The sequence below is a fragment of the Brachybacterium sp. J144 genome, from assembly GCF_036321705.1.
Classification (GTDB): Bacteria; Actinomycetota; Actinomycetes; order Actinomycetales; family Dermabacteraceae; genus Brachybacterium.
In genome coordinates, this window is the sequence record NZ_JAZDCG010000022.1 from 168,979 (window position 1) to 189,802 (window position 20,824).

The following is a 20,824-nucleotide window of genomic DNA, read 5'->3' on the forward strand; positions in this document are numbered from 1 at the left end:
ACTTATGCGCTCAGCGGTTCTGCCATGCCTCCTCGGCGGCGGTCAGCGCGCGGACCGAACGCGGCAGGTCGTGGGCCACGAGGTCCGCGAGGGTGACCTGCTCGAGGACGTTGCGCACGCTCGCCCGCAGGGCGACCCAGACCTCGGGGAGGTCCTCGGCGGGGCCGGTGTACTCGAGCTGGTGCGGGCGCTCCCCGCGCACGTATACGAGGGGGCCGTCGACCGCCCGGATCACGTCGGCCACGGTGATCTCGGCGCCGGGACGGGCCAGCACGTATCCGCCGCCCGCACCGCGACGACTGGTGACCAGGCCCTGGCGGCGCAGATCCCCGAGGATCCCCTCGAGGAAGCGGGCGGGCACGTCCTGGGCGAGGGCGAGGGCGTCCGCGGCGGTGGTGCGGCCTTCCTCCGCGGCGGCGAGCTGCGCGGCGGCGCGCACCGCGTAGTCGGCCTTGGCCGAGATCCTCATGGCGGCCCCTCCTCCGGTCGGGGGAGCCCGACGACGGGTCGACGTGCGATCGACGAACGGGAAGAGCCCCGGCCCGACTCTCGTCGGACCGGGGCTCCCGTGGTGCGCCCGGAGGGATTCGAACCCCCAACCTTCTGATCCGTAGTCAGATGCTCTATCCGTTAAGCTACGGGCGCCTGCCGGTCAAACCGACCTCACCGATACTAGTACCTCGGCTGGTCGGACGCCAATCCGGGACCCATGACCCTGCTCACACGAGTGGGAGAGGTCCGGCGGCGCACCGGCCCCGGACTCACCAACCCGGGTTCTGGTTCTGACCGGGCTGCTGATTCTGGCCGTACTGCTGGTTGTGGCCGGGAGGCTGGTTCCACGGCTGCTGACCCTGCTGACCCGGCTGGCCCCAGGGCTGCTGCGGTGCCGGCGGGGCGAGGGGCGGCGAGGACTGGCCCCACTGCTGGCCCTGGCCCTGCTGCGGGGCCGGGGGCGGGGACTGCCCGAAGGCGGGGCTCTGCGGCGCCGACGGGGCCATCGGGGCGGCCGGGACGCCGCCGTAGCCGCCGGGGGCGCCCGGGGTGCCGGAGCCACCCTTCTTGCGGCTGCGCATCACGAAGAAGATGACTGCGGCGATCGCCAGCAGCAGCAGGAAGCCGAGCACGACCACGACGATGACGATGATCAGCCAGCCGAAGCCGCCGCCGGCCTCGGCGGTGATGTCCACGCCCTGGGTGAAGTCGATGATGTCGGTGTAGGTGACGGTGTTGCCGTCGATCGTCCCGCCGCGGGACTCGATGACGTCGCCGGGGAAGGTGAAGGAGACGCGGAACTCGAAGTCGTCGATCGCATCGCCGAACACCAGCTCGAGGTCCTCCTGGGAGAGCCCCGCGGAGTCGCCCATGTCGATCGTCAGGTGGATCTCACCGTCCTCCTCGGTCACGGAGAACTCGGAGCCCAGCTGGGACATGTCCACCGCGCCCGAGGCGCGGCAGCCCCACAGGCCGTCCTCCTCGTAGGCCTCGACCTCGACGGCCTCGGCGCCGGGGGCGAACTCGCCGTCCTCGGTGTCCGCGCACATCTCCTCGGCGGAGGAGTAGGTGCCCTCGAGATAGGTCGGATCGACCGCCATGTCGAAGCTGAGCGTCATGCTCTCGGCCGAGGTGACCTCGAAGTCGGCGGTGAAGCTGCCGCAGCCGGCCAGCACCAGCAGCAGTGGCAGGACGAGGACGGCTGCCAGACGGCGCCGCACCGAGTTGGTGGTCATGGTCTCCCCCGGGGATCATGCGGTGTGCAGGTCAGCGCCCACCGTGATGTGGGGCACTCGCACAGGATACCCGTCGGGGGATCGCCGGGCCGCGGAGCCGGGGGAGGGCTACTTCCAGAACATGAACATGCCGCCGCCGACCATCAGCGCGCCAAAGCCCACCGCGAGGTTCCAGTCGCCGATCGGCAGGGGCAGCTGCCCCGAGGTCAGGTAGAAGGTGACCAGGTAGCACAGTCCCAGCAGCAGGAAGGTGAGGGCGGCCGGCACCAGCCAGCGCGGGTTCTGGGTGACCGTGGCGACGCGGCGCGGGCCGCGCCGGCTCTCCTGGGCCGCGGCCTTCTTCGCACCGGTGCGGGTGGAGTCCTTCGCCTTCTCGGCGACTTCGCCGCCGCGGGGGCGGTCGGCGGAGTCCTTGGCGCCGGCCTTCTTCGCGCCCGCCTTCTTCCCTGCGGCGCCCTTCGTCGAGACAGGGTCCTTGCCGCCGGCGCGGGAGGGGCCGTCCTTCGCGCTCTTCGCGCCCTGGGAGCTCTTCGCGCTCTTCTCGTCCGCGGCGTCCTTCTCGTCCGCCTCGTCCACCTCAGCGAGCTCGTCGAGATCCGTCTCCTCCGCCGGGGACTCCACGGGGGCGGCCTTCGCCGTGCTCGCGGGGCGCCTCTTCGCGGACTTGCCGCGGGCGGACGACTTCCTCGTGCTCCTGGCCATGAAAACGGTGCTCCTCGGGGGCGGCCGGACGCGCGGCGCTCCGCGCGGGTCCACGGGTGCGGACTGTGGCCTAGGGTAATGGTGGTTCACCGAGGGCGCGACGCGAGGAGGGGCCCATGGCGCAGGACGCGGACCGGGACGGCCCGGACCCGACGAGGCGCACCCCGCGCCCCGGGCGCCTCGGCGTCGCCCTGGTCATGGTGCTGTGCGGCGTCCTCTTCGCGACCACCGGCCGGCTCTCGGGCGGCGGCTCGATCCGCGACGAGTCCGGGGACGTCGCCGGGGTGCTGCGTGAGCGAGGACGCACCATCGAGCGGCTCACCGAGGACAACGCGGACAAGCGCGCCGAGATCGAGTCCCTGCGCGAGGACTCGGGCGGCGCCTCCGTGCAGCAGCGCACCGAGCGGGTCGGCGACGCCGTCGGCCTCAGCGAGGTCTCCGGACCGGCCCTGCGCATCACCCTCACCGACGCGCCCGAGGGGGCGATCGGCACCCAGGAGGGCCTCGAGCCGGACGATCTCGTGGTCCACCAGCAGGACATGGAGGCGTACATCAACGCGCTCTGGGCCGGCGGGGCGGAGGCGATGATGCTGCAGGACCAGAGGGTGGTCAACGGATCCGCCTTCCGCTGCGCGGGCAATACGCTCCTGCTCGAGGGGCGCGTCTACTCGCCGCCCTTCGTGATCACCGTGATCGGACCGACCGACCAGATGCTCGCGGCCCTCGACCAGGCGCCCGGGGTGCAGGTGTACCGGGAGTGGGTGGACTACGTGGGCCTCGGCGAGAAGGTCGAGACCCTCGAGACCGCGACCCTCCCGGCCTTCGAGGGGTCCCTCACGCTCGACTCGGCGAGAGCAGGCTGAATGACCCGCGGGACCCATCGCGCCTCCCGCCGCCGCGGCGGTGCCGCCTCGACCATCGTCGGCGTGCTCGGCGAGCTGCTGCTCACCGCCGGGGCGTTGCTGGCCCTGTTCCTTCTCTGGCAGCTGTGGTGGACCGACGTCCTCGCCGGCCGCGAGCAGGACGGCATCCTCACGGGCCTCGAGGAGCAGTGGGGCGGGGTCGACGAGCAGCAGATCGCGCCGCGCCAGGAGGGCCCGCCGCCGGTCCCCGCGACGCCCGCGGACACGATGGTCTTCGGCGCCCTGCACGTGCCGGCCTTCGACCGCGAGAGCGTCCCGCTCGCCGAGGGCGTGAGCCTCGAGGAGGTACTCAACGTCAAGGGCGTGGGCCACTACCCCGAGACCGCGCTGCCCGGCCAGGTCGGGAACTTCTCCGTCGCGGGCCACCGCAACACCTACGGCCGCCCCTTCGAGGACATCGCCCGCCTCGAGGTCGGCGACCCGATCGTGGTGGAGACGGAGGAGGCGTTCTACGTCTACGAGGTCACCGAGACCCTGGTCGTGGATCCCTCGCAGGTCGAGGTGATCGCGCCCGTCCCGGGCAGCCCCGGCGAGGATCCCACGCAGGCGATGCTCACGCTCACCGCCTGCCACCCGATGTTCTCCGCGCGGGAGCGCTACATCGTGCACGCGGAGTTCGCGTACTGGACCGATCGCGCCGACGGGATCCCCGAGGCGCTCGCCGAGGAGGCCTGATGTACGCCGCCCTGTTCCGCCTGCTGCCCGGCCCGCTGTGGCTGCGCATCGTGCTCGCCGTGCTGATCCTGTTGGGGATCGTCGCGGTTCTCTTCACCTGGGTGTTCCCGGCGCTCGCCCCGTACCTGCCGTTCAACGACGGGCTGGTCGGGGCAGCGCCCGGACGCTGACCCCCCGGCTCAGCCGGCGGTCATCAGGGGCTTCAGCCCCGCGGAGCGCTCCACCGCGTCGCGGCCGTCGCACAGCTCGAGGAAGCGCCCCAGCATCAGGTGCCCATTCTCGGTGAGCACGGACTCGGGATGGAACTGCACCCCGTGCAGGGGCAGCTCGCGATGGGCGAGGCCCATGATCATCCCGTCGGCCGTGCGGGCCGTGACCTCGAGGACCTCCGGCACCGACTCCGGCACCACCGTGAGCGAGTGGTAGCGGGTCGCGGTCATCGGGGAGGGGGCGCCCGCGAAGACGCTGCGGCCCTCGTGGGTGAGCTCGCTCGTGCGGCCGTGCATCAGCTGCGGCGCATGGTCGACGGTGCCGCCGAAGAACTGGCCGAGCGCCTGATGGCCGAGGCACACCCCGAGCATCGGTACGGCCCCCTCGGCGCAGGCGCCGATCACGTCGAGGGCGCGCCCCGCGGTGCTGGGCGTGCCCGGGCCGGGGGAGACGAGCACCCCGTCGAAGCCCGTGAGGTCCACGGCGCCGTCCGGCCCCTCGGGCACCTCGTCGTTGCGGACCACCACGGTCTCGGCCCCCATCTGCTGCAGGTAGCCGACGATCGTGTAGACGAAGCTGTCGTAGTTGTCGATCACCAGCACGCGTGCGGCGCGCGCACCCTCAGCCGCCATTGCCGGCTCCGTTCCCGTTGCCGTTCCCGTTCCCGTTCCCGTTGCCGTTCCCGTTGCCGTTCCCGGCCGACGGCTCGGTGGTCGGATCCGCCGTGGGCGTCTCCGTCTCCGTCTCCGTCGGCGTCGGGGTCTCGGTCGGCGTCTCCGTCGGCGTGGGCGTCGGCTCCGGACCGGAGGAGACCACGATGACGATCGTCCCCTCCCGGTCGATCTCCTCGTTCGCGCCCGGATCGGTGCGGATCACCTGGCCCTCGGCGACCGAGTCCGAGGCCTCCTCGGTCCGCGAGGTGCCGAAGCCCTGCTCCTCGAGCAGCGCCTTCGCGTCCTCGTAGCTGCGGCCGGTCACGTTCGGGACGGTCGCCGGCCCGGGGGCCTCCGCGATCACGAGCGACACGGTCGAGCCGACGGGGGCCTTGCCGCCCGAGGGCGGGGTCTGCGAGACGACGGTGCCGGCCGTCGCCTCGGCATCGACACGGGTGGTGGAGTCCACCTCGAAGCCGCTGCTCTCGATCATGGTGGTGGCGGCGTCGAGCGTCAGCCCGCTCACGTCGGGCACGGTGAACTCCCCGGTCGCCACGGTCACCTCGATGGTGTCGCCACGCTGAGCGGTGGAGCCGGCCTGCGGGGAGCTGCGGGTGATCTGCCCGGCCTCCCGCTCGGCGTCGTCCTCCTCGCCGGCGACGGTGAGGGTCAGGCCGAGCGGCTCGAGCTCCGCCGTCGCCTGTTCCTCGGTCATGCCGGAGAGGTCGGGGACCTCGACCGCCTCGGGGCCCGCGGAGATGTTCACGGTCACCGTCGAGCCGACCTCGACCTCCTGGCCGGCGGGCGGGTCGGTGTCGATGACCAGGCCCTCCTCGACGTCCTCGGACTCGGTCGGGGCGAACTCGGCCTCGAGGCCCAGGTCCGTGAGCTCACTGCGCGCCTCGTCCTCGGTGGAGCCGGCCACGTCGGGCACGGCCACCATCTCGGGACCCGCGGGCTCGCGGGGCATCAGGAACCAGGCGGCGGCGCCGATCACGGCGAGGGCCGCGACGATCAGCAGCGCGATCAGCCACCAGGGGCGGCGCCGGTGCTCGTCCTCGGCGACGGCCGTGCCCTGCCCCGTCGGCGGACCCTGCCGCAGCGGGGCGTGCTGGCCCGTGGACCAACTGGTCGCCCCGTGCACGCCGGTCATCGCCGCGGCCGGGATCGCCTCGGTCGCATCGTCGACCGGACTGAGCACGGTCGTCGTCTCGCCGTCCGCGCCCGTCGGCACCGCACCGCCCACCAGGGCGGGGGCGCGACCGGCGACGACCGCGGCGATGTCGCGGGAGAAGGCCACGGCGCTCGGGTAGCGCTGCTCGCGGTCCTTGGCCAGGCCCGTGAGGATCACCGCGTCCATCGCGGGAGTGATCGCCGGGTTCAGGGCCGACGGCGGCTGCGGCTGCTCGCGCACGTGCTGGTAGGCGATCGAGACGGGGGTGTCGCCGGTGAACGGCGGCCGCCCGGTCATCATCTCGAACATGACGCACGCGGCGGAGTAGATGTCGGAGCGGGCGTCGACCAGCTGGCCGCGCGCCTGCTCGGGGGAGAGGTACTGGGCGGTGCCCATGACGGCCTGGGTCGCGGTCATCGCGCTCGTGGCGTCGGCGATCGCACGGGCGATGCCGAAGTCCATGACCTTCACCTGACCGGAGTCGGTGATCATCACGTTGCCGGGCTTGATGTCGCGGTGCACGATCCCGGCGCGGTGCGAGTACTCGAGCGCGCTGAGCAGCGCGGCCATGATCTCCCCGGCCCGGTGCGCGTCCATCGGCTGCTCGGGGGAGATGTGCTCGCGCAGGGTCGTGCCGTGCACGTACTCCATGACGATGTACGGGATCGAGACCTCGGCCCCCGTCACGGTGGTCTGCTTCTCCTCGCCCGTGTCGTACACGGCGACGATCGAGGGATGGTTCAGCGAGGCGGCGCTGTGCGCCTCCCGCCGGAACCGCTCCTGGAAGCTCTCATCGCGCGCCAGGTCGGAGCGCAGCACCTTCACGGCGACCGTGCGGTGCAGTCGCGTGTCCTCCGCGAGGAACACCTCGGCCATGCCACCGGTCCCCAGGATCCTCCCCAGGGTGTAGCGGCCGCCCAGGACCACTTTCTCTTCGCTCACAGAACACCTGACCTCGTGCCGTGGTCCTCCACGGCTGATCCGACCATCGTAGATGCTGACAGCTGTCCGCTCGTCCCCTGTCCGACGCCGTCGAGGGCTCCGGACCCGGCCGCGCCGAGCTCCCCGAGGGGCAGCAGCCCGAGCCCCGCGGCGACCGCCCCGAGGATCACCACCACCAGCAGCACCAGCAGGACCAGCCCCGGCACGGAGAACGGGCCGAGCCGGCGACCGGTCGAGGTGCCGCGGGCGGTCCGCCCCGAGGCGGCGGTGTCCACCGTGTCGAAGGAGCCCGCCGTGAACGCCCGGTCCGCGCCGCGCAGCGCCGGATCCGCCGCGGGGCGGGGCTCCGACGGGACGGGGGAGGGGGACGCGGCGGAGCGGGCGGACGACACAGGGCCCGCCGGACGCGCGCGCGGGGCGCCGCCCGCGGAGCTCGCCGAGAGCCCCGAGGGGGCCGACCGGGCCGAGGGACCGGAGCGGTGCCGGATCCCGCGGCCGCGACCCGACATCGGCAGCGGCATCGCCGCGGTGCGCGTCGGCCCGCCGGAGGCGCCGCCGGATCCCTCGCCGTCCCGGCGCTGCAGGGCGTTCTCCCCGGTCCAGTCGTGGTCCTCGACCCGGGTGACGGGGATCGCGCCGGTCGTGAAGCGGGGCTCGACGCCGCGCTGGATCGCCTCGAGGATCCGGGCGACCGCGGCCGCGGAGCGGGGCCGGTTCGCGGGCGCCTTCGCGAGCGACATCATCACGAGCTTGCGCAGATCGGCGCCGACCGTGTCCGGAAGCTCCTTCGGCTGCTGCTTGACCTGCGCCATCGCGATCTCCACCTGGCTCGAGCCGGTGAAGGGGCGGTGGCCGACCAGCATCTCGTAGGCCACGATCCCGAGCGCGTAGATGTCCGAGAGCGAGGTGGCCTGCTTGCCCATCGCCTGTTCGGGGGAGAGGTACTGGGCGGTGCCCATCACCAGCCCGGTCTTGGTCAGGCGAGCCTGGTCCTTGCTGCGGGCGATGCCGAAGTCGGTGATCTTCACGGCCCAGTCGCGCGTCTCGTCCACGAGCACGTTCTCGGGCTTCACGTCGCGGTGCACGACGCCCTTGGAGTGCGCGGCGTCCAGCGCCCGGGCGAGGTCGATCAGCACCGAGATGACCCGCTTCTCGGGCAGGCCCCCCGTGTTCTCCTCGATGATGTCCGAGAGCGGTCGGCCGGGGCAGAGCTCCATGACGATGTAGGCGCGGCCGTCGAGCTCGCCGTAGTCGTAGAGCGCCGCGATCGCGTCGTGCGAGAGCGCGGCGGTGTGCCGGGCCTCGGCGCGGAAGCGCTTGAGGAAGCCCTCGTCGCCCGCGTACTCCTCGCGCAGCACCTTCACCGCGACCTCGCGGTCGAGCTCGCGGTCGAGGCCCTTCCACACCTGGCCCATGCCGCCGGTCGCGATCAGCGAGGTCAGCTCGTAACGTCCCTCGAGCATCAGCCCCGGTTCGGTCCTCATCCTCGGATCACCGCCTCCATCACGTCCTGGGCGATCGGCGCCGCCGTGCGCGAGCCGTATCCGCCCTCCTCGACCACGACGGCCACCGCCACCTGGCGGCCGTCGACCTTCGCATAGCCCACGAACCACGAGTGCGGATCGCGGCCCTCGCCCCACTGGGCGGTGCCCGTCTTGCCGCCCACCTCGACGCCCTCGATCGCGGCGGCCGTGCCGGTGCCGTCCTCGACCACGCCCACCATCATCTGGCGCATCTGCGCGGCGTTCGCGGCGGTCAGCGGCTGGCCCAGCTCCTGCGGAGTCAGCTCGGAGACCGTGGCGAGGTCGGCCGTGTGCACCGACTGCACCAGCTGCGGCTGCATGACCACGCCGTCGTTCGCGACGCCCGCGGCGACCATCGCCATCTGCAGCGGGGTCACCCGGGTCTCGAACTGGCCGATCGAGCTGGTGGCGAGCTGGGCGTCGTCGAGGTCCTCGCCGAGGGTCGACGGGGTCACCGAGAGCGGGATCTCGAGCCGCTGCCCGAAGCCGAACTCCTCGGCCGTGGACCGCAGCTGCTCCTCGCCGATCGCGATGCCGAGCTGCGCGAAGGACGTGTTGCACGACTGGCGCAGCGCCTCGGCGAGGCTCGAGGCGTCGCCGGGCCCGCACGGGTCCTGCCGGCCGCCGGAGAAGTTGTTCATCACCGAGGACGAGTTCGGGAGCGTGAACGTGCCGGGTCCCGGGATCTCCGTCTCCGCCGTGTAGTCCCCGGTCTCGAGCGCCGCCGCCGCGACCACGAGCTTGAAGGCGGAGCCCGGCGGGTACAGGTCGCCGGCGATCGCGCGGTTGGTCAGCGGGCGGTCCGGGTCGTCGTTGAGCGCCGCCCAGGCCTCCTGCACCGAGCCGCCCTCGTGCGAGGCCAGCTCGTTGGGGTCGAAGCTCGGGGAGGAGACGAGGGCGAGGACCGCGCCGGTGGACGGGTCGATCGCCGCGACCGCGCCGCGACGCCCGTCGAGCGCATCCCAGGCGGCCTGCTGGGCGGCGGCGTCGAGGGTCAGCTCGACGGTCGCGCCCTGGCCGTCGCGGCCCGAGAGGATGTCCGCGATGCGGTGGTAGAAGAGCGAGTCGGCGGAGCCGGTGAGGGTGTCGTTCAGGCTCCGCTCGAGACCGGTGTACCCGTAGATCACCGAGTAGTAGCCGGTGACCGGGGCGTACATCGCCCCCGGGTCGTAGGTGCGCAGGTAGCGGTAGTTGTCGTCGGACTCGACGGACGTCGCGATCGCGGTGCCGTCCACGACGATCGCCCCGCGGTGCCGCCCGAACTCGCTGTACTGGGTGCGGCGGTTGTTCGCGTTGTCGTTCAGCCGGTCCTGGGCGATCACCTGGAAGTAGGTGGTCGAGGTGAACAGCAGCATGAAGAGCACGCCGACGACGAGCCACACATGGCGAAGGGGCTTGTTCATGCGCTCGCCTCCGCCTCGCGCCGGGCGGGCGGCGCCGCGGCGCCGGGCACCTGGCGGGCGGCGGGCCGACGGGCCGCGTCCGAGAGCCGCACCAGGATCCCCGCGATGATCCAGTTGCACACCAGCGAGCTGCCGCCCGCGGCGAGGAAGGGCAGGGTCAGGCCCGTCAGCGGGATCACCCTCGTGAGCCCGCCGACGACCACGAAGACCTGCAGCGCGAGGACGAAGCCGAGCCCGCCGGCGAGCAGGGTGCCGAAGCCGTCGGAGATGCCGACGGCGGCGCGCAGCGCCCGCTGCACCAGCAGCAGGTACAGCAGCAGCAGGGCGAAGGAGCCCACCATGCCCATCTCCTCCGCGAAGGAGGTGAAGACGAAGTCGGACTCCGCATGGGGGACCACGTCGGGCCGCCCCTCCCCGAGCCCGGTGCCGAACAGGCCGCCGTTGGCCAGGCCGAACAGGCCCTGGCCGATCTGCTCGCAGCTGGAGAAGTTCTCCCGCGAGAGCGGGTCGAGCCAGCAGGTGATGCGGGTCTGCACGTGCGACATCTGGGTCGCGGCGAAGACGGCGGGCGGCAGGAACATGACCGCGCCGATCACGAGCCAGCTGAGCCGGTCCGTGGCGACGTAGAGCATCGCCACGAACAGGCCGAAGAACATCAGCGAGGTGCCGAGGTCGGTCTGGAGCACGAGCACCGCCATGGCGAAGCCCCAGGCCACGAGGATCGGTCCGAAGTCCGACCAGCGGGGGAGCTGGATGCCGAGCACCTTCGGGCCCGCGAGGGCGAGGGTGTCGCGGCGGGAGACCAGGTAGCCGGCGAAGAAGATCGCGAAGGCGATCTTCGCGAGCTCGGCCGGCTGGAAGCTGTAGCCGGCGATGTTGATCCAGATCTTCGAGCCGTTGCGGGAGTCGCCGATCACGGGGGCCAGCGGCAGCAGCAGCAGGACCGCGCCGACGACGGCGCTGATCCAGGTGTACCGGCGCAGCGGGCGGTGGTCGCGCAGCAGCACGAGGACGCCGATGCACAGGGCCACGCCGATGATCGCCCAGAGCATCTGCCGGTCGGCGCTCGCCGAGGTGCGGATCCCGTAGATCTCGTTGGCCGCGTGGACGCTCTCGATCACGGTGATGCCCAGCAGGTTCAGCAGCACCACGATCGGCAGGATCACCGGATCCGCGTAGGGGGCCCGCCACATGACCGCGGCCTGGAGCAGCACGATCAGCACGCCCGTGCCGATCGCCACGGCCGGGAGCTGCTCGGGCAGCTGCTCGTAGCGACCCAGCGCCACGAGGGAGTAGGCGCCCAGACCGATCGCCGCCGCGAGCACCAGGAGCAGCGCCTGGGTGAGGCGACGCGGGTGCGCGGTGTACGAGACGATCGTGGCCACTACGACGTCCCGCCGTCGGAGGCCCCGCCCGCATCGCTCGCGCCGCCGCCGTCGGACGGCTGCGGGACCGGCAGTGGGGCGTCGGCCGCGGCGGCCGCCTCGAGCCGCTCGACGATGCGGTCGGCGTCCTCCCGATCGCCGGCGGAGATGGTGGCCTCGACCTGCTCCCGCGTGATCTGGGGCAGGTCCTCGAGGGCGATGTCGGTGACCTCGAGCGGCTCGGACAGCGAGATCGGCCCGAGGTCCTGGGCGATCCCCTGGTAGATCACCACATGGGTGCCGTTGGTGCCCACGTAGAACTGCCGCTGGCTCCAGGCGTAGCCGGCCGCGAGCGCCCCGCCGATCAGGGCGAGGAGCAGGATCACCGCGGCGAGGGCCGGCCAGGGGCTGCGCCGCGGCGGCTCCTCCTCGCTGAAGTCCTCGTCCTCGTAGGGGATCTCCGGGGACTCGCGGGTGAGGGCCGCGGCCTTCGCGGCGGGGCCGGAGGCGCTCGTCGGGGCGTGGCGGTTGCGCGCCGCCGAACCCACGATCTGCGGGGTCGTCGACGGGGCCTCGGCCCCGCGGGGCAGCTCGTCCAGGTCGACGACGTCCGCGATGATGCAGGTGATGTTGTCCGGTCCGCCGCCCTTGAGGGCCAGCTGCACGAGCTCGTCGGCGCACTCGCCCGGATCGTCGATCGCTTTGAGGGTCGCGTCGATGGTGTCGAGGGAGACGAGGCCCGAGAGCCCGTCCGAGCAGAGCATCCAGCGGTCCCCGGCATGGGCGGGGCGCAGGGAGAGGTCCAGCTCCGGCTCCGCGTCGACGTCGCCGAGCACGCGCATGAGCACCGAGCGCTGCGGATGGCGCTCCGCCTCGTCCTCGGTGAGGCGGCCCTCGTCGAGCAGGCGCTGGACGAAGGTGTGGTCCTTGGTGACCTGCACCGTCTCCTCGTCCCGCAGCAGATAGGCGCGGGAGTCGCCGATATGGGCCAGGGCGAACTTGCCCTCGGCCCGCAGCAGGGCGGTGATGGTGGTGCCGAGGCCGCGCAGCTGCGGCTCATCCCGGGCGCGGCGCAGGATCTCCTGGTTCGCGTCGAGCACCGTCTCCTCGAGGGAGGCGACGATGTCGGAGGCGGGGGTTTCGGAGTCGAGGCGGGCGAGGCGGCCGATCGCGACCGAGGAGGCGACGTCGCCGCCGGCGTGACCCCCCATGCCGTCGGCCACCACCAGCAGGTGGCTGCCGGCGTACCCGGAGTCCTGGTTGTTGGAGCGGACGAGGCCCACGTCGGAGCGGGCGGCGTAGCGCAGGGCGATGCTCATCGCGGTCCTCGTCTCAGCTCGATCTCGGTCCGGCCGATCCGCACCTGGGCACCCGGGCGGAAGGGGACGGCGCCCTCTATGCGCCGGCCCGAGACCAGGGTGCCGTTGGTGGACCCGAGGTCCTCGACCATCCACTCGCCCTCCCGCTGGAACACGCGGGCGTGCCGGTTGGAGGCGTAGTCGTCGTCGAGCACGAGGGTGCACTCGGGGGCGCGGCCGATCAGGATCGGGGTCGAGCCCAGGGTCAGGGAGGTGCCGCGCAGCGGGCCGGCCGTGACCACCATGGCCGCCTGCGTCACCTCGGGATCGGTGCGCGCGGTGCCGTCGGCGCCGGTGCGGGCGGTCGGATCCGCGGGCAGGGAGCTCGCGGGGCGCTGGTCGCGGCGCGGGTCCTTGCTCGACCGGGTCACGACGGTGGTGCCGAAGAGGTCGTTGCGCAGCACCAGCACGACCGCCACGACGAACAGCCACAGCGCGAGGACCAGGCCCAGGCGCAGGGCGATCAGGGTCAGCTCGCTCATCGGCCGCTCACCACTGGGCCTGACCGGCCGCGGGGAGCAGCACGGTCAGCCGGGTGCGCCCGATCTTCAGCAGCGACCGGTCGTGGAGGGTGACGGGCGTGCGGATCCGCTCGCCGTCGACGAAGGTGCCGTTGGTCGAGCCGAGGTCCGTCGCCACGAGGGCGCCGTCGACGTCGGCGCGCAGCTCGAGGTGGTGCCGGGACACGCCGGTGTCCTCGAGGATGATGTCCGCGTCGCCGCCGCGCCCGATCACGGTGACCGGCCCGGTGAGCAGGTACTGCTGGCCGTCGATCTCGATGATCGGGTTGCCTCCCGCGGCGGACTGCGCGGCGCCGGTCGCGGGCGCGACGGAGCCCCGCTCGGTGCGGGACTCGGTCTCGAAGCGGCCCGCGCGGACCTCGTCATCGCGCTGGAGGTCCACGGAGACCGCGCCCACGAACATGTAGCGCTGCTTGTCGGCGTGCTCCATGACCACCCGCTGCAGCTCGTCGAGCAGGGTGTCCTGCCACGAGTCGAAGCGGTCGTAGTCCTGGGAGTGGAGGTAGACCGTGTAGACGTTGGGGGCGAGGGTCCGGGTGCGGTCGAGCACCTGGATCTGGTCGTCGCACTCGCGCTTGAGCCCCTGCGCGAGGTCGAGCGGCTTCAGCTGGCCGCCGCCGCGCGAGAACACGCTCGTCACGCCGCGGTCGAGGCCGCGCTCGATCCGATCCAAGATCCCCACGGTGGTCCTTCGCTGTCCAGTCGGTCGCCCCAGGAGGAGGGGCCGGTCGCCCTCCTGATCGTAGCGCGCGACCTGGTCACCGGACCGCCCTCGGCGCGGCGAGGCGGCGAGGGATTCGTGCAGGAGGCGTGAAAGAGGGGCCCGTCGCGCGCGACGGGCCCCTCGCTCGTGTCGTGGGCGTGCTCGGCGGGGCCGCTCAGTAGATGAGCACCCGTCGGCCCTCGCGGAACCACGAGACCGACCACAGCAGATCGGTGGCCGCCGTCGAGATCCGGCAGCAGCCGTGCGAGGCGGGGTACGGCGGGATCGAGGAGGAGCCGTGCACGGCCCAGCCGCGGTCGTAGTACCCGGGGCGGTAGAGGTCCCCGAGCGGGCCGCTCTGCCAGCCCTTCGAGTAGAGGCGGAACATCGAGAAGTCGCCCTTCGGGGTGGTCGCCGTCTTCCAGCGCCCGCCGGAGTAGTAGCGCTCCCCGCTGCCGGTCGAGGTGTTGAGGATGTAGCCGAGACGCCCCTGGGTGGTCAGGATCATCACCTGCCGGGAGAGGTTCACCTCGAAGCCGATGCCGCTCGTGATCCGGCGGTAGGGCTGCACCCCGTTGTTCAGCGCCGCCCAGGTCTTCGGCCCGACCACGCCGTCCTTCGAGAGCCCGGCGGACTTCTGCAGCGCCCAGACGGCCTGCTGGGTGAGATGTCCGAAAGAGCCGTCGGCCGTGCCGCACCAGTAGCGCAGTGCCCACAGCTTCTTCTGCAGCGTTGTCACCTCGGCGCCCTTGGATCCCTTGCGCAGGGTGCTCGCGGCGCTCGCGGGTCCGATGCCGGCGAGGAGCCCCGCGCCGAGCGTCCCCACGCCCAGCAGCAGGGTCCGACGGCCCGGCGTGAGCCGGTCGGGCGGCTCCGGCGCGGTTGGTCTCTCGATCAGATGGATGGTCATGACGGTCCCCCCTCAGGGATCGGATGTGCGACTGCTGGGGTCGGCGGTGGATCCAGTATCGAGAGTCAAGAAAGAGTAAACAAGAGGGAAAAGATGCTGGCCGGACGTGCGGTTTGTGAGGATTCTGTGACGGCGCAGGTCGGGCACTGGTTTCTCGGCGGTAGGTTTTCTGGACGGATGTCGGGGCGTTCGCCGGGACCCGCACGGGCCCCGTTGCAGCGCCGTGCCATAGTGGCCCCGTGACGCCGCAGACCGCCCCGCCGCCCGATCCGACGCCGCTCGAGGTCGGGGTCGACTTCGCCCACGCGCTCGGGGTCGCGGACGCGAGAGGGGTGCTCCACATCCAGGGCGATGCGACGCGCGCCTGGCCGCTCGCGAGCGTCTCCAAGCCGATCGCCGCACTCGCCGTCCTCGTGGCGGTGGAACGGGGCCTGCTCGAGCTCGACGAGCCCGCGGGCCCCGCGGGGTCGACCGTGCGCCACCTCCTCGCCCACACCGCGGGCTATCCCTTCACGGGGGAGGAGCTGCTCGGCGCGCCCGGGGAGCGGCGCAACTACTCCAACACCGGCTTCGAGGTGCTCGCCGCCCACCTCGAGGACGCCACCGGCTACGACATGCCCGAGTGGGTCGAGCAGACCGTCGTGGCCGGGCTCGACCTCGTCGACCTCGACCCCACCGGCTCCCCGGCCGCGGGCTACCACGGCAGCGTGCGGGACCTGCTCGCCGTCGGCCGCGAGCTGCTCGCGCCCACCCTGATCTCCCCGGCGCTGTGGCGCGAGGCCACGAGCGTGCAGTTCCCGGGGCTCGGCGGGATCCTGCCCGGCTACGGGCGGCAGCGCGCGAACGACTGGGGCCTCGGCCTCGAGATCCGCGATCACAAGGACCCGCACTGGACCGGCTCCGCCTCCTCGCCGCGCACCGTCGGCCACTTCGGCCAGTCCGGCTCCTTCCTCTGGGCTGATCCGGAGGCGGGCCTGACCGCCTGCTTCCTGGGTGAGCGGCCCTTCGGCCCCGACCACGTGCGCGCCTGGCCCCCGCTGACCGACGCGATCCTCGCGCGCTTCGGGGCCCGGTCGTGAGTGCCCACGAGGAGCTCGGCGCGCTCGGCGCGCTCGATGACTTCGGTTTCGAGGCCGCGGCGATCGTGCTCGGCCCCGAGGGGGTGCGCGAGGCGCGAGGCGACCTCGAGCGGGTGCGGCCCTGGCGCTCGGTGACCAAGACCGTGACCGGCTTCGCCTGCGCGCTCGCCCTGCAGAAGGGCCTGATGAGCCTCGACGACGAGGTGGGGCCTCCCGGTTCGACCCTCCGTCATCTCCTCGCGCACGCCTCCGGGTACTTCTACGAGTCCGAGTCGACGCTGCAGGCGCCCGGGCTGCGCCGGCACTACTCCAACTTCGGGATCGACGAGGCCGGGCGGCATCTCGAGCGCGCGACCGGCCGCGACCTCGAGGACTGGGTGCGGGACGAGCTCGCCGAGCCGCTCGGCATGACCCGCCTCGAGTGGGAGGGGTCCGCCTCCGTCGGCGCCGCGGGGCCGCTCGCGGATCTCGCCCTGCTCGCCGCCGAGCTGCTCCGCCCCACCCTGCTCGAGCCTCGCTGGGACGCCGAGCTGACCACCCCCTCGTTCCCCGAGCTGGTGGGGATCATGCCCGGCTTCGGCAAGCAGAGCCCCAACCCCTTCGGGCTCGGGATCGAGGTGCGCGGGCACAAGAGCCCGCACTGGACCGGGTCGGGCAACAGCCCGGGGACCTTCGGCCACTTCGGGATGCGCGGCACCGCCTTCTGGGTGGACCGCGAGGCCGACCTGGCGCTCGTGGTCGGGACCTCCCACGACTTCTGCGACGCCCATCGCGAGGTCATGCCGCGCCTGGCCGACGCGGTGCTCGCCGCGCACTCCTGAGGGGAGACGCGGCCGGCGGCCCGTGGACCGGCCGATCAGACGTTGTGGACCAAGGGGCCGGCCGGTTCCCGCCACCCGGCGAGCACCTCGAGCATGCGCACCAGGCGCACGCTCTCGGCGACGTCGTGGACTCGCAGGATCCGCGCGCCCCGCGCGATCACCCAGGCGGCCGCCGCGAGCGAGCCCTCGAGCCGTTCCTCCTTGGGCAGCCCGAGCGTCTCGCCGATCACGTCCTTGCGGGACAGCGCCGCGAGCACGGGCAGGCCCATCCCCGTGTACTCGCGCCACTCGCGCAGGATCTCGAGGGTCTGCAGGGTGTTCTTGTTGAGATCCGGGCCGGGGTCGAGCACGATCCGGTCCCGCGGCACGCCCGCCTCGAGGGCGCGCTCGAGCCGGGCGGCGAGGAAGTCCCGCACCTCCTCGACGACATCGTCGTACTGCGGATGCGGATAGGGCTGACGCGGCGCGGCGAGGGAGTGGGTGATCACGAGCGAGGCGCCGGTCCGCGCGACGACCTCGCACATCCGCGGATCGGAGAGCCCGGTGGTGTCGTTTATGAGGTCGGCACCGACGGCGATGGCCTCGCGGGCGACCTCGGCATGGAAGGTATCGACCGAGAGCAGCACGTCGGCCGGGAGCTCGGCGCGGAGCGCCGCGACCACGGGGACCACCCGCTCGATCTCCTCGGCGACGGGCAGGGCCTCCCCGGGCGCGAACTTCACACCGCCCACGTCCACCAGGTCGGCGCCCGCGGCCGCGGCGGCCCGGCCCGCCTCCACCGCCTTCTCGAGCGCGAAGGTGCGGCCCTCGTCGAAGAAGGAGTCGGTGGTGCGGTTGACGATCCCCATGACCAGGACGCGGCGCGAGGTGTCCGGCAGCGGACGCGGTCGCGGCGGGGCGTGCTGGGCGTGCTGCGAGGGCGTCGGGGCGGTTCCGGCGACCCCCAGGATCGCGCCTCCGGGCGCGGCTACAGTGTCGGGAGCGAGAGGAGCGGCCGTCTCGGAGCCGTCGTCGTACGCATTGGTCATGGCCTGTTCCTCCGCTGTTCACGCGGGCGTCCGTCGTCTTTGAGCGGCACCCGACCTGCACTACGTTAAGAGCGGACACGACGTTTCACAATCCGGCTGTGGTGTCCGTTCGCACGCCGGGACCTGGACCCTTTGGAGGACTCTCGCAATGAAGATCGTCGTCGCCGGTGGAGATGGATTCTGCGGCTGGCCCACTGCCCTGTACCTGTCGGAGAAGGGGCACGACGTCACGATCGTCGACAACCTGGTCCGCCGCGAGATCGACGTGGAGCTCGGGTCCAACTCGATGACCCCGATCCTCTCCCTTGAGGAGCGCGTCGCGGCGTGGAAGGAGGTCTCCGGCAAGGACATCGCCGTCCGCATCGCCGACCTGACGGACTACGAGGCCGTCGCCTCGATCTTCCGCGACCTGCAGCCCGAGTCGTTCGTGCACTTCGCCGAGCACCGCTCCGCCCCGTACTCGATGATCGACCGCGAGCACGCGATCGAGAACCACCGCAACAACGTCGAGGGCACCCTCAACGTGCTGTGGGCGATCAAGGACTTCGCGCCCGACTGCCACCTCGTCAAGCTCGGCACCATGGGCGAGTACGGCCAGCCGAACATCGACATCGAGGAGGGCTGGATCGAGATCGAGCACAAGGGCCGCAAGGACCGGCTGCCGTTCCCGAAGGCGCCCGGCTCCTTCTACCACCTCACCAAGGTGCACGACAGCGACAACATCATGTTCGCCTGCCGCATTTGGGGCATCCGCGCGACCGACCTCAACCAGGGCGTCGTCTACGGCCTCGAGACCGACGAGACCCGCCGCGACCCGCGCCTCGTCAACCGCTTCGACTACGACGCGGTGTTCGGCACGGCCCTGAACCGCTTCATCATCCAGGCCGCGATCGGCCACGACCTCACCGTCTACGGCAACGGCTCGCAGACCCGCGGCTACCTGGACATCCAGGACACCGTGCGCTGCATCGAGATCGCGTGCGAGAACCCCGCGGACCGCGGCGAGTTCCGCGTCTACAACCAGTTCACCGAGCAGTTCTCCGTCAAGGAGCTCGCCGAGAAGGTGCAGAAGGTCGCCAAGGACGTGGGCCTCGACGTGACGATCGCCCCGACCGAGAACCCGCGCGTCGAGAAGTACGACCACTACTACAACGCGGTCAACACCAACCTCCTCGACCTGGGCCTGCAGCCGCACCTGCTCACCGACGAGCACCTCACCGAGGTGCTGAACGTGGCGCTCGAGAACACCGATCGCGTCAAGCGCGAGCTGGTCATGCCCACCGTCACCTGGAAGTGAGCCGGATTCCGTGAAGATCGCGATCGTCACGGAGACCTTCCTGCCCTCCGTCGACGGCGTGGTGACGCGTCTGCGCCACGCCGTCGAGCGGTTCACCGACCTCGGGCACGAGGTCATGGTGATCGCCCCCGATCTCGGGGTGACCGAGCATCACGGGGCACGGGTGGTGGGCATCCGCCCGGTGACGCTGCCGTTCTACAAGCATCGGCGCTTCACCCTCCCGAGCCCCACCGTGGACGGCATCATCCGCGGCTTCCACCCGGATGTCGTCCACGCCGCGCAGCCCCTGCTGCTCGCCTCCTCGGGGGCGTTCGCCGCGCGCCGGCAGCGGATCCCGCTGGTGGCCAGCTATCACACCCACATCCCCCGCTATCTCGACCTGTACCGGGCGTGGAGCTGGGGGAAGCCCGCGGTGTGGTGGCAGATCAAGCGCAACCACGCGATGGCCGAGGTCAACATCGCCACCTCGGAGACGATGAAGGCGGAACTCGCCGAGCACGGCCTGCAGAACCTCCATGTGGTGCGGCGCGGCGTGGACACGCAGACCTTCCATCCCCGCTTCGCGAGCGAGGAGATGCGCGCGCGGCTCACCGGCGGACATCCGGAGAAGAAGCTGTTGGTGTTCGTCGGCCGCCTCGCCGCGGAGAAGGAGATCCACCGGCTGCGGCCGATGATGGACCGCCGCGACGACGTGGCCCTCGCGATCGTCGGCGACGGCCCGTACCGCCGGGAGCTCGAGGAGATGTTCCGCGGCACCGCGACCACCTTCCCCGGCTTCATGGGCGGGGAGACGCTCGCGAGCGCCTTCGCGAGTGCCGACGCGTTCGTGTTCCCGTCGGTCACCGAGACCCTCGGCCTCGTGATCCTCGAGGGCATGGCCTCCGGCCTGCCGGTCGTCGCCGCCCGCTCGGGCCCGACGATGGAGCAGGTCACCGACGGGGTGGACGGGCTGCTCTTCGACCACGACGACGAGCCGAGCCTGGACCGGTCGCTCGACCGGCTCGGCGATGCGTCGCTGCGCGCGTCGATCCGTACCGCCGCCCGCGCCGAGGCGGAGAAATTCTCCTGGGAGAACGCCTCCGACGACCTGCTGCGCTACTACGAGATGGCGATCGAGCAGCACGCCCAGCGGTCGCATGTCTGAGCCGGCCCGCCCGGAGCCGGTGACCCTCGCCGGCCACGGCCTCCGCCTCGAGCCGCTGGAGGCGCGGCACGTGCCCGGGCTCCGCGAGGTCGTTGCCGACGGGGCCATCCACCGTCTGCCCTTCGCCCCGCACGTCCCGGCACCGGAGGCGGTCGAGGGCTCCGTCGCCGCGCTGCGGGCCGAGGTGGAGGCCGGCACCCGGCTGGCCTGGGCCGTCGTGCGCGAGGCCGACGAGCGCGTGGTGGGGCTGACCACCTTCATGAACCTGGCGCTCGCCGACCGGGGCCTCGAGATCGGGAACACCTATCTGGCCGGTTCCGTGCACCGCACCGGCGTGAACACGGCGATGAAGCGCCTGCTGCTGGGCCATGCCTTCGACGCCCTCGACCTGCTGCGAGTCGAGTTCCGGGTCCATCACCTGAACCTCGCCTCGCGCCGCGCCGTCGAGGCCCTGGGTGCGCAGCAGGACGGGATCCTGCGCGCCCACCGCATCCTGCCTGACGGGTCGATCCGCCACACCGTCGTGTACTCGATCCTGTCGCTCGAGTGGCCCGGGATCCGGGCGATGCTCGACGCGCGGCTGGCCGCGCCGCGCCCGCCGCGCGCCTGAGCCGCGCCCCCGCTGCCCCGCGCCCCCGCCGCCCCTCGCCGCCGCCCGCCACCGTGC

General features: G+C 72.2%; 21 protein-coding genes and 1 tRNA gene. 8 read left to right on the top strand and 14 right to left on the bottom strand.

Annotated elements, in window-relative coordinates; all coding sequences use genetic code 11:
* Positions 1-10: 10 nt before the first annotated feature.
* The 4 genes from V1260_RS08345 to V1260_RS08360 form a co-directional block, all read right to left on the bottom strand.
* Complete coding sequence (locus V1260_RS08345; RefSeq protein ID WP_329746356.1) at positions 11-469, bottom strand: RrF2 family transcriptional regulator; 459 nt, start codon at positions 467-469, stop codon at positions 11-13.
* 100 nt (positions 470-569) lie between these two features.
* Positions 570-645: transfer RNA gene (locus V1260_RS08350), tRNA-Arg, on the bottom strand.
* Positions 646-761: 116 nt separating this feature from the next.
* Positions 762-1,727: an LppM family (lipo)protein gene (locus V1260_RS08355; protein WP_329746357.1), complete on the bottom strand. Its 966-nt coding sequence runs from the start codon at positions 1,725-1,727 to the stop codon at positions 762-764.
* Positions 1,728-1,835: 108 nt separating this feature from the next.
* A complete protein-coding gene (locus tag V1260_RS08360) occupies positions 1,836-2,429 on the bottom strand; it encodes a cell division protein CrgA (protein ID WP_329746358.1) in 594 nt (197 codons plus the stop codon).
* Between the two features lie 116 nt (positions 2,430-2,545).
* Here V1260_RS08360 and V1260_RS08365 point away from each other — a divergent pair, with 116 nt between their 5' ends.
* The 3 genes from V1260_RS08365 to V1260_RS08375 are packed head-to-tail and all read left to right on the top strand — an operon-like array spanning position 2,546 to position 4,197.
* A complete protein-coding gene (locus V1260_RS08365) occupies positions 2,546-3,292 on the top strand; it encodes a DUF881 domain-containing protein (protein WP_329746359.1) in 747 nt (248 codons plus the stop codon).
* Positions 3,293-4,027 carry a class E sortase gene (locus tag V1260_RS08370; RefSeq protein WP_329746360.1) on the top strand — a complete coding sequence of 245 codons (735 nt, stop codon included), beginning with the start codon at positions 3,293-3,295 and terminating at the stop codon, positions 4,025-4,027. It abuts the gene before it with no gap.
* Complete coding sequence (locus V1260_RS08375) at positions 4,027-4,197, top strand: hypothetical protein (protein WP_329746361.1); 171 nt, start codon at positions 4,027-4,029, stop codon at positions 4,195-4,197. The genes V1260_RS08370 and V1260_RS08375 overlap by 1 nt, the downstream gene beginning before the upstream one ends.
* A 9-nt stretch (positions 4,198-4,206) precedes the next feature.
* Here V1260_RS08375 and V1260_RS08380 read toward each other — a convergent pair whose 3' ends face one another.
* From V1260_RS08380 to V1260_RS08420, 9 genes are all read right to left on the bottom strand, one after another.
* The gene (locus V1260_RS08380) at positions 4,207-4,869 is read right to left on the bottom strand and encodes an anthranilate synthase component II (protein ID WP_329746362.1); all 663 of its coding nucleotides are present in this window, start codon (positions 4,867-4,869) and stop codon (positions 4,207-4,209) included.
* Positions 4,859-7,006 (bottom strand): Stk1 family PASTA domain-containing Ser/Thr kinase, encoded by a 2,148-nt coding sequence (gene pknB / locus V1260_RS08385; RefSeq protein WP_329746363.1) that lies wholly within the window; start codon positions 7,004-7,006, stop codon positions 4,859-4,861. The genes V1260_RS08380 and pknB overlap by 11 nt, the downstream gene beginning before the upstream one ends.
* Positions 7,003-8,490: a serine/threonine-protein kinase gene (locus V1260_RS08390; protein WP_329746364.1), complete on the bottom strand. Its 1,488-nt coding sequence runs from the start codon at positions 8,488-8,490 to the stop codon at positions 7,003-7,005. Before V1260_RS08390 ends, pknB begins: the two co-directional genes overlap by 4 nt.
* Entirely contained in the window at positions 8,487-9,932 is a 1,446-nt protein-coding gene (locus V1260_RS08395; RefSeq protein WP_329746365.1) for a peptidoglycan D,D-transpeptidase FtsI family protein, read from the bottom strand. The genes V1260_RS08390 and V1260_RS08395 overlap by 4 nt, the downstream gene beginning before the upstream one ends.
* Complete coding sequence (locus tag V1260_RS08400) at positions 9,929-11,317, bottom strand: FtsW/RodA/SpoVE family cell cycle protein (RefSeq protein WP_329746366.1); 1,389 nt, start codon at positions 11,315-11,317, stop codon at positions 9,929-9,931. Before V1260_RS08400 ends, V1260_RS08395 begins: the two co-directional genes overlap by 4 nt.
* Positions 11,317-12,615, bottom strand: coding sequence for a PP2C family protein-serine/threonine phosphatase (locus tag V1260_RS08405; RefSeq protein ID WP_329746367.1), 1,299 nt, complete (start codon positions 12,613-12,615; stop codon positions 11,317-11,319). The genes V1260_RS08400 and V1260_RS08405 overlap by 1 nt, the downstream gene beginning before the upstream one ends.
* Positions 12,612-13,136 (bottom strand): FHA domain-containing protein FhaB/FipA, encoded by a 525-nt coding sequence (locus tag V1260_RS08410; protein ID WP_329746368.1) that lies wholly within the window; start codon positions 13,134-13,136, stop codon positions 12,612-12,614. Before V1260_RS08410 ends, V1260_RS08405 begins: the two co-directional genes overlap by 4 nt.
* A gap of 7 nt (positions 13,137-13,143) precedes the next feature.
* The gene (locus V1260_RS08415) at positions 13,144-13,857 is read right to left on the bottom strand and encodes a DUF3662 and FHA domain-containing protein (protein WP_329746369.1); all 714 of its coding nucleotides are present in this window, start codon (positions 13,855-13,857) and stop codon (positions 13,144-13,146) included.
* 196 nt (positions 13,858-14,053) lie between these two features.
* Complete coding sequence (locus V1260_RS08420) at positions 14,054-14,788, bottom strand: L,D-transpeptidase family protein (RefSeq protein ID WP_329746370.1); 735 nt, start codon at positions 14,786-14,788, stop codon at positions 14,054-14,056.
* 239 nt (positions 14,789-15,027) lie between these two features.
* Here V1260_RS08420 and V1260_RS08425 point away from each other — a divergent pair, with 239 nt between their 5' ends.
* On the top strand, positions 15,028-15,867 hold the full coding sequence (locus V1260_RS08425; protein WP_329746371.1) for a serine hydrolase domain-containing protein: 840 nt from the start codon (positions 15,028-15,030) through the stop codon (positions 15,865-15,867).
* On the top strand, positions 15,864-16,688 hold the full coding sequence (locus V1260_RS08430; RefSeq protein WP_329746372.1) for a serine hydrolase domain-containing protein: 825 nt from the start codon (positions 15,864-15,866) through the stop codon (positions 16,686-16,688). The genes V1260_RS08425 and V1260_RS08430 overlap by 4 nt, the downstream gene beginning before the upstream one ends.
* Before the next feature lie 35 nt (positions 16,689-16,723).
* On the opposite strand, the gene folP is transcribed toward V1260_RS08430, so the two are convergent.
* Positions 16,724-17,716 carry a dihydropteroate synthase gene (gene folP / locus V1260_RS08435; protein ID WP_329746373.1) on the bottom strand — a complete coding sequence of 331 codons (993 nt, stop codon included), beginning with the start codon at positions 17,714-17,716 and terminating at the stop codon, positions 16,724-16,726.
* 148 nt (positions 17,717-17,864) lie between these two features.
* Between folP and V1260_RS08440 the strand changes: the two genes are divergently transcribed.
* Genes V1260_RS08440 through V1260_RS08450 form a run of 3 tightly spaced genes read left to right on the top strand, consistent with a single transcriptional unit; the run spans position 17,865 to position 20,767 of the window.
* The gene (locus V1260_RS08440; RefSeq protein WP_329746374.1) at positions 17,865-19,013 is read left to right on the top strand and encodes an NAD-dependent epimerase/dehydratase family protein; all 1,149 of its coding nucleotides are present in this window, start codon (positions 17,865-17,867) and stop codon (positions 19,011-19,013) included.
* Positions 19,014-19,023: 10 nt separating this feature from the next.
* Complete coding sequence (locus V1260_RS08445; RefSeq protein ID WP_329746375.1) at positions 19,024-20,157, top strand: glycosyltransferase; 1,134 nt, start codon at positions 19,024-19,026, stop codon at positions 20,155-20,157.
* On the top strand, positions 20,150-20,767 hold the full coding sequence (locus V1260_RS08450; RefSeq protein ID WP_329746376.1) for a GNAT family N-acetyltransferase: 618 nt from the start codon (positions 20,150-20,152) through the stop codon (positions 20,765-20,767). The genes V1260_RS08445 and V1260_RS08450 overlap by 8 nt, the downstream gene beginning before the upstream one ends.
* The last annotated feature ends 57 nt before the right edge of the window (positions 20,768-20,824 follow it).

What these genes read in the sequence shown, in the direction of transcription:
- V1260_RS08405 (WP_329746367.1), bottom strand. Translation starts at nt 12,615, where the DNA reads ATGAGCATCGCCCTGCGCTACGCCGCCCGCTCCGACGTGGGCCTCGTC.
- V1260_RS08375 (WP_329746361.1), top strand. Translation starts at nt 4,027, where the DNA reads ATGTACGCCGCCCTGTTCCGCCTGCTGCCCGGCCCGCTGTGGCTGCGC.
- V1260_RS08380 (WP_329746362.1), bottom strand. Translation starts at nt 4,869, where the DNA reads ATGGCGGCTGAGGGTGCGCGCGCCGCACGCGTGCTGGTGATCGACAAC.
- V1260_RS08410 (WP_329746368.1), bottom strand. Translation starts at nt 13,136, where the DNA reads ATGAGCGAGCTGACCCTGATCGCCCTGCGCCTGGGCCTGGTCCTCGCG.
- V1260_RS08390 (WP_329746364.1), bottom strand. Translation starts at nt 8,490, where the DNA reads ATGAGGACCGAACCGGGGCTGATGCTCGAGGGACGTTACGAGCTGACC.
- V1260_RS08420 (WP_329746370.1), bottom strand. Translation starts at nt 14,788, where the DNA reads ATGACCATCCATCTGATCGAGAGACCAACCGCGCCGGAGCCGCCCGAC.
- V1260_RS08355 (WP_329746357.1), bottom strand. Translation starts at nt 1,727, where the DNA reads ATGACCACCAACTCGGTGCGGCGCCGTCTGGCAGCCGTCCTCGTCCTG.
- V1260_RS08370 (WP_329746360.1), top strand. Translation starts at nt 3,293, where the DNA reads ATGACCCGCGGGACCCATCGCGCCTCCCGCCGCCGCGGCGGTGCCGCC.
- V1260_RS08440 (WP_329746374.1), top strand. Translation starts at nt 17,865, where the DNA reads ATGAAGATCGTCGTCGCCGGTGGAGATGGATTCTGCGGCTGGCCCACT.
- folP (WP_329746373.1), bottom strand. Translation starts at nt 17,716, where the DNA reads ATGACCAATGCGTACGACGACGGCTCCGAGACGGCCGCTCCTCTCGCT.
- V1260_RS08365 (WP_329746359.1), top strand. Translation starts at nt 2,546, where the DNA reads ATGGCGCAGGACGCGGACCGGGACGGCCCGGACCCGACGAGGCGCACC.
- V1260_RS08360 (WP_329746358.1), bottom strand. Translation starts at nt 2,429, where the DNA reads ATGGCCAGGAGCACGAGGAAGTCGTCCGCCCGCGGCAAGTCCGCGAAG.
- V1260_RS08395 (WP_329746365.1), bottom strand. Translation starts at nt 9,932, where the DNA reads ATGAACAAGCCCCTTCGCCATGTGTGGCTCGTCGTCGGCGTGCTCTTC.
- V1260_RS08345 (WP_329746356.1), bottom strand. Translation starts at nt 469, where the DNA reads ATGAGGATCTCGGCCAAGGCCGACTACGCGGTGCGCGCCGCCGCGCAG.
- V1260_RS08450 (WP_329746376.1), top strand. Translation starts at nt 20,150, where the DNA reads ATGTCTGAGCCGGCCCGCCCGGAGCCGGTGACCCTCGCCGGCCACGGC.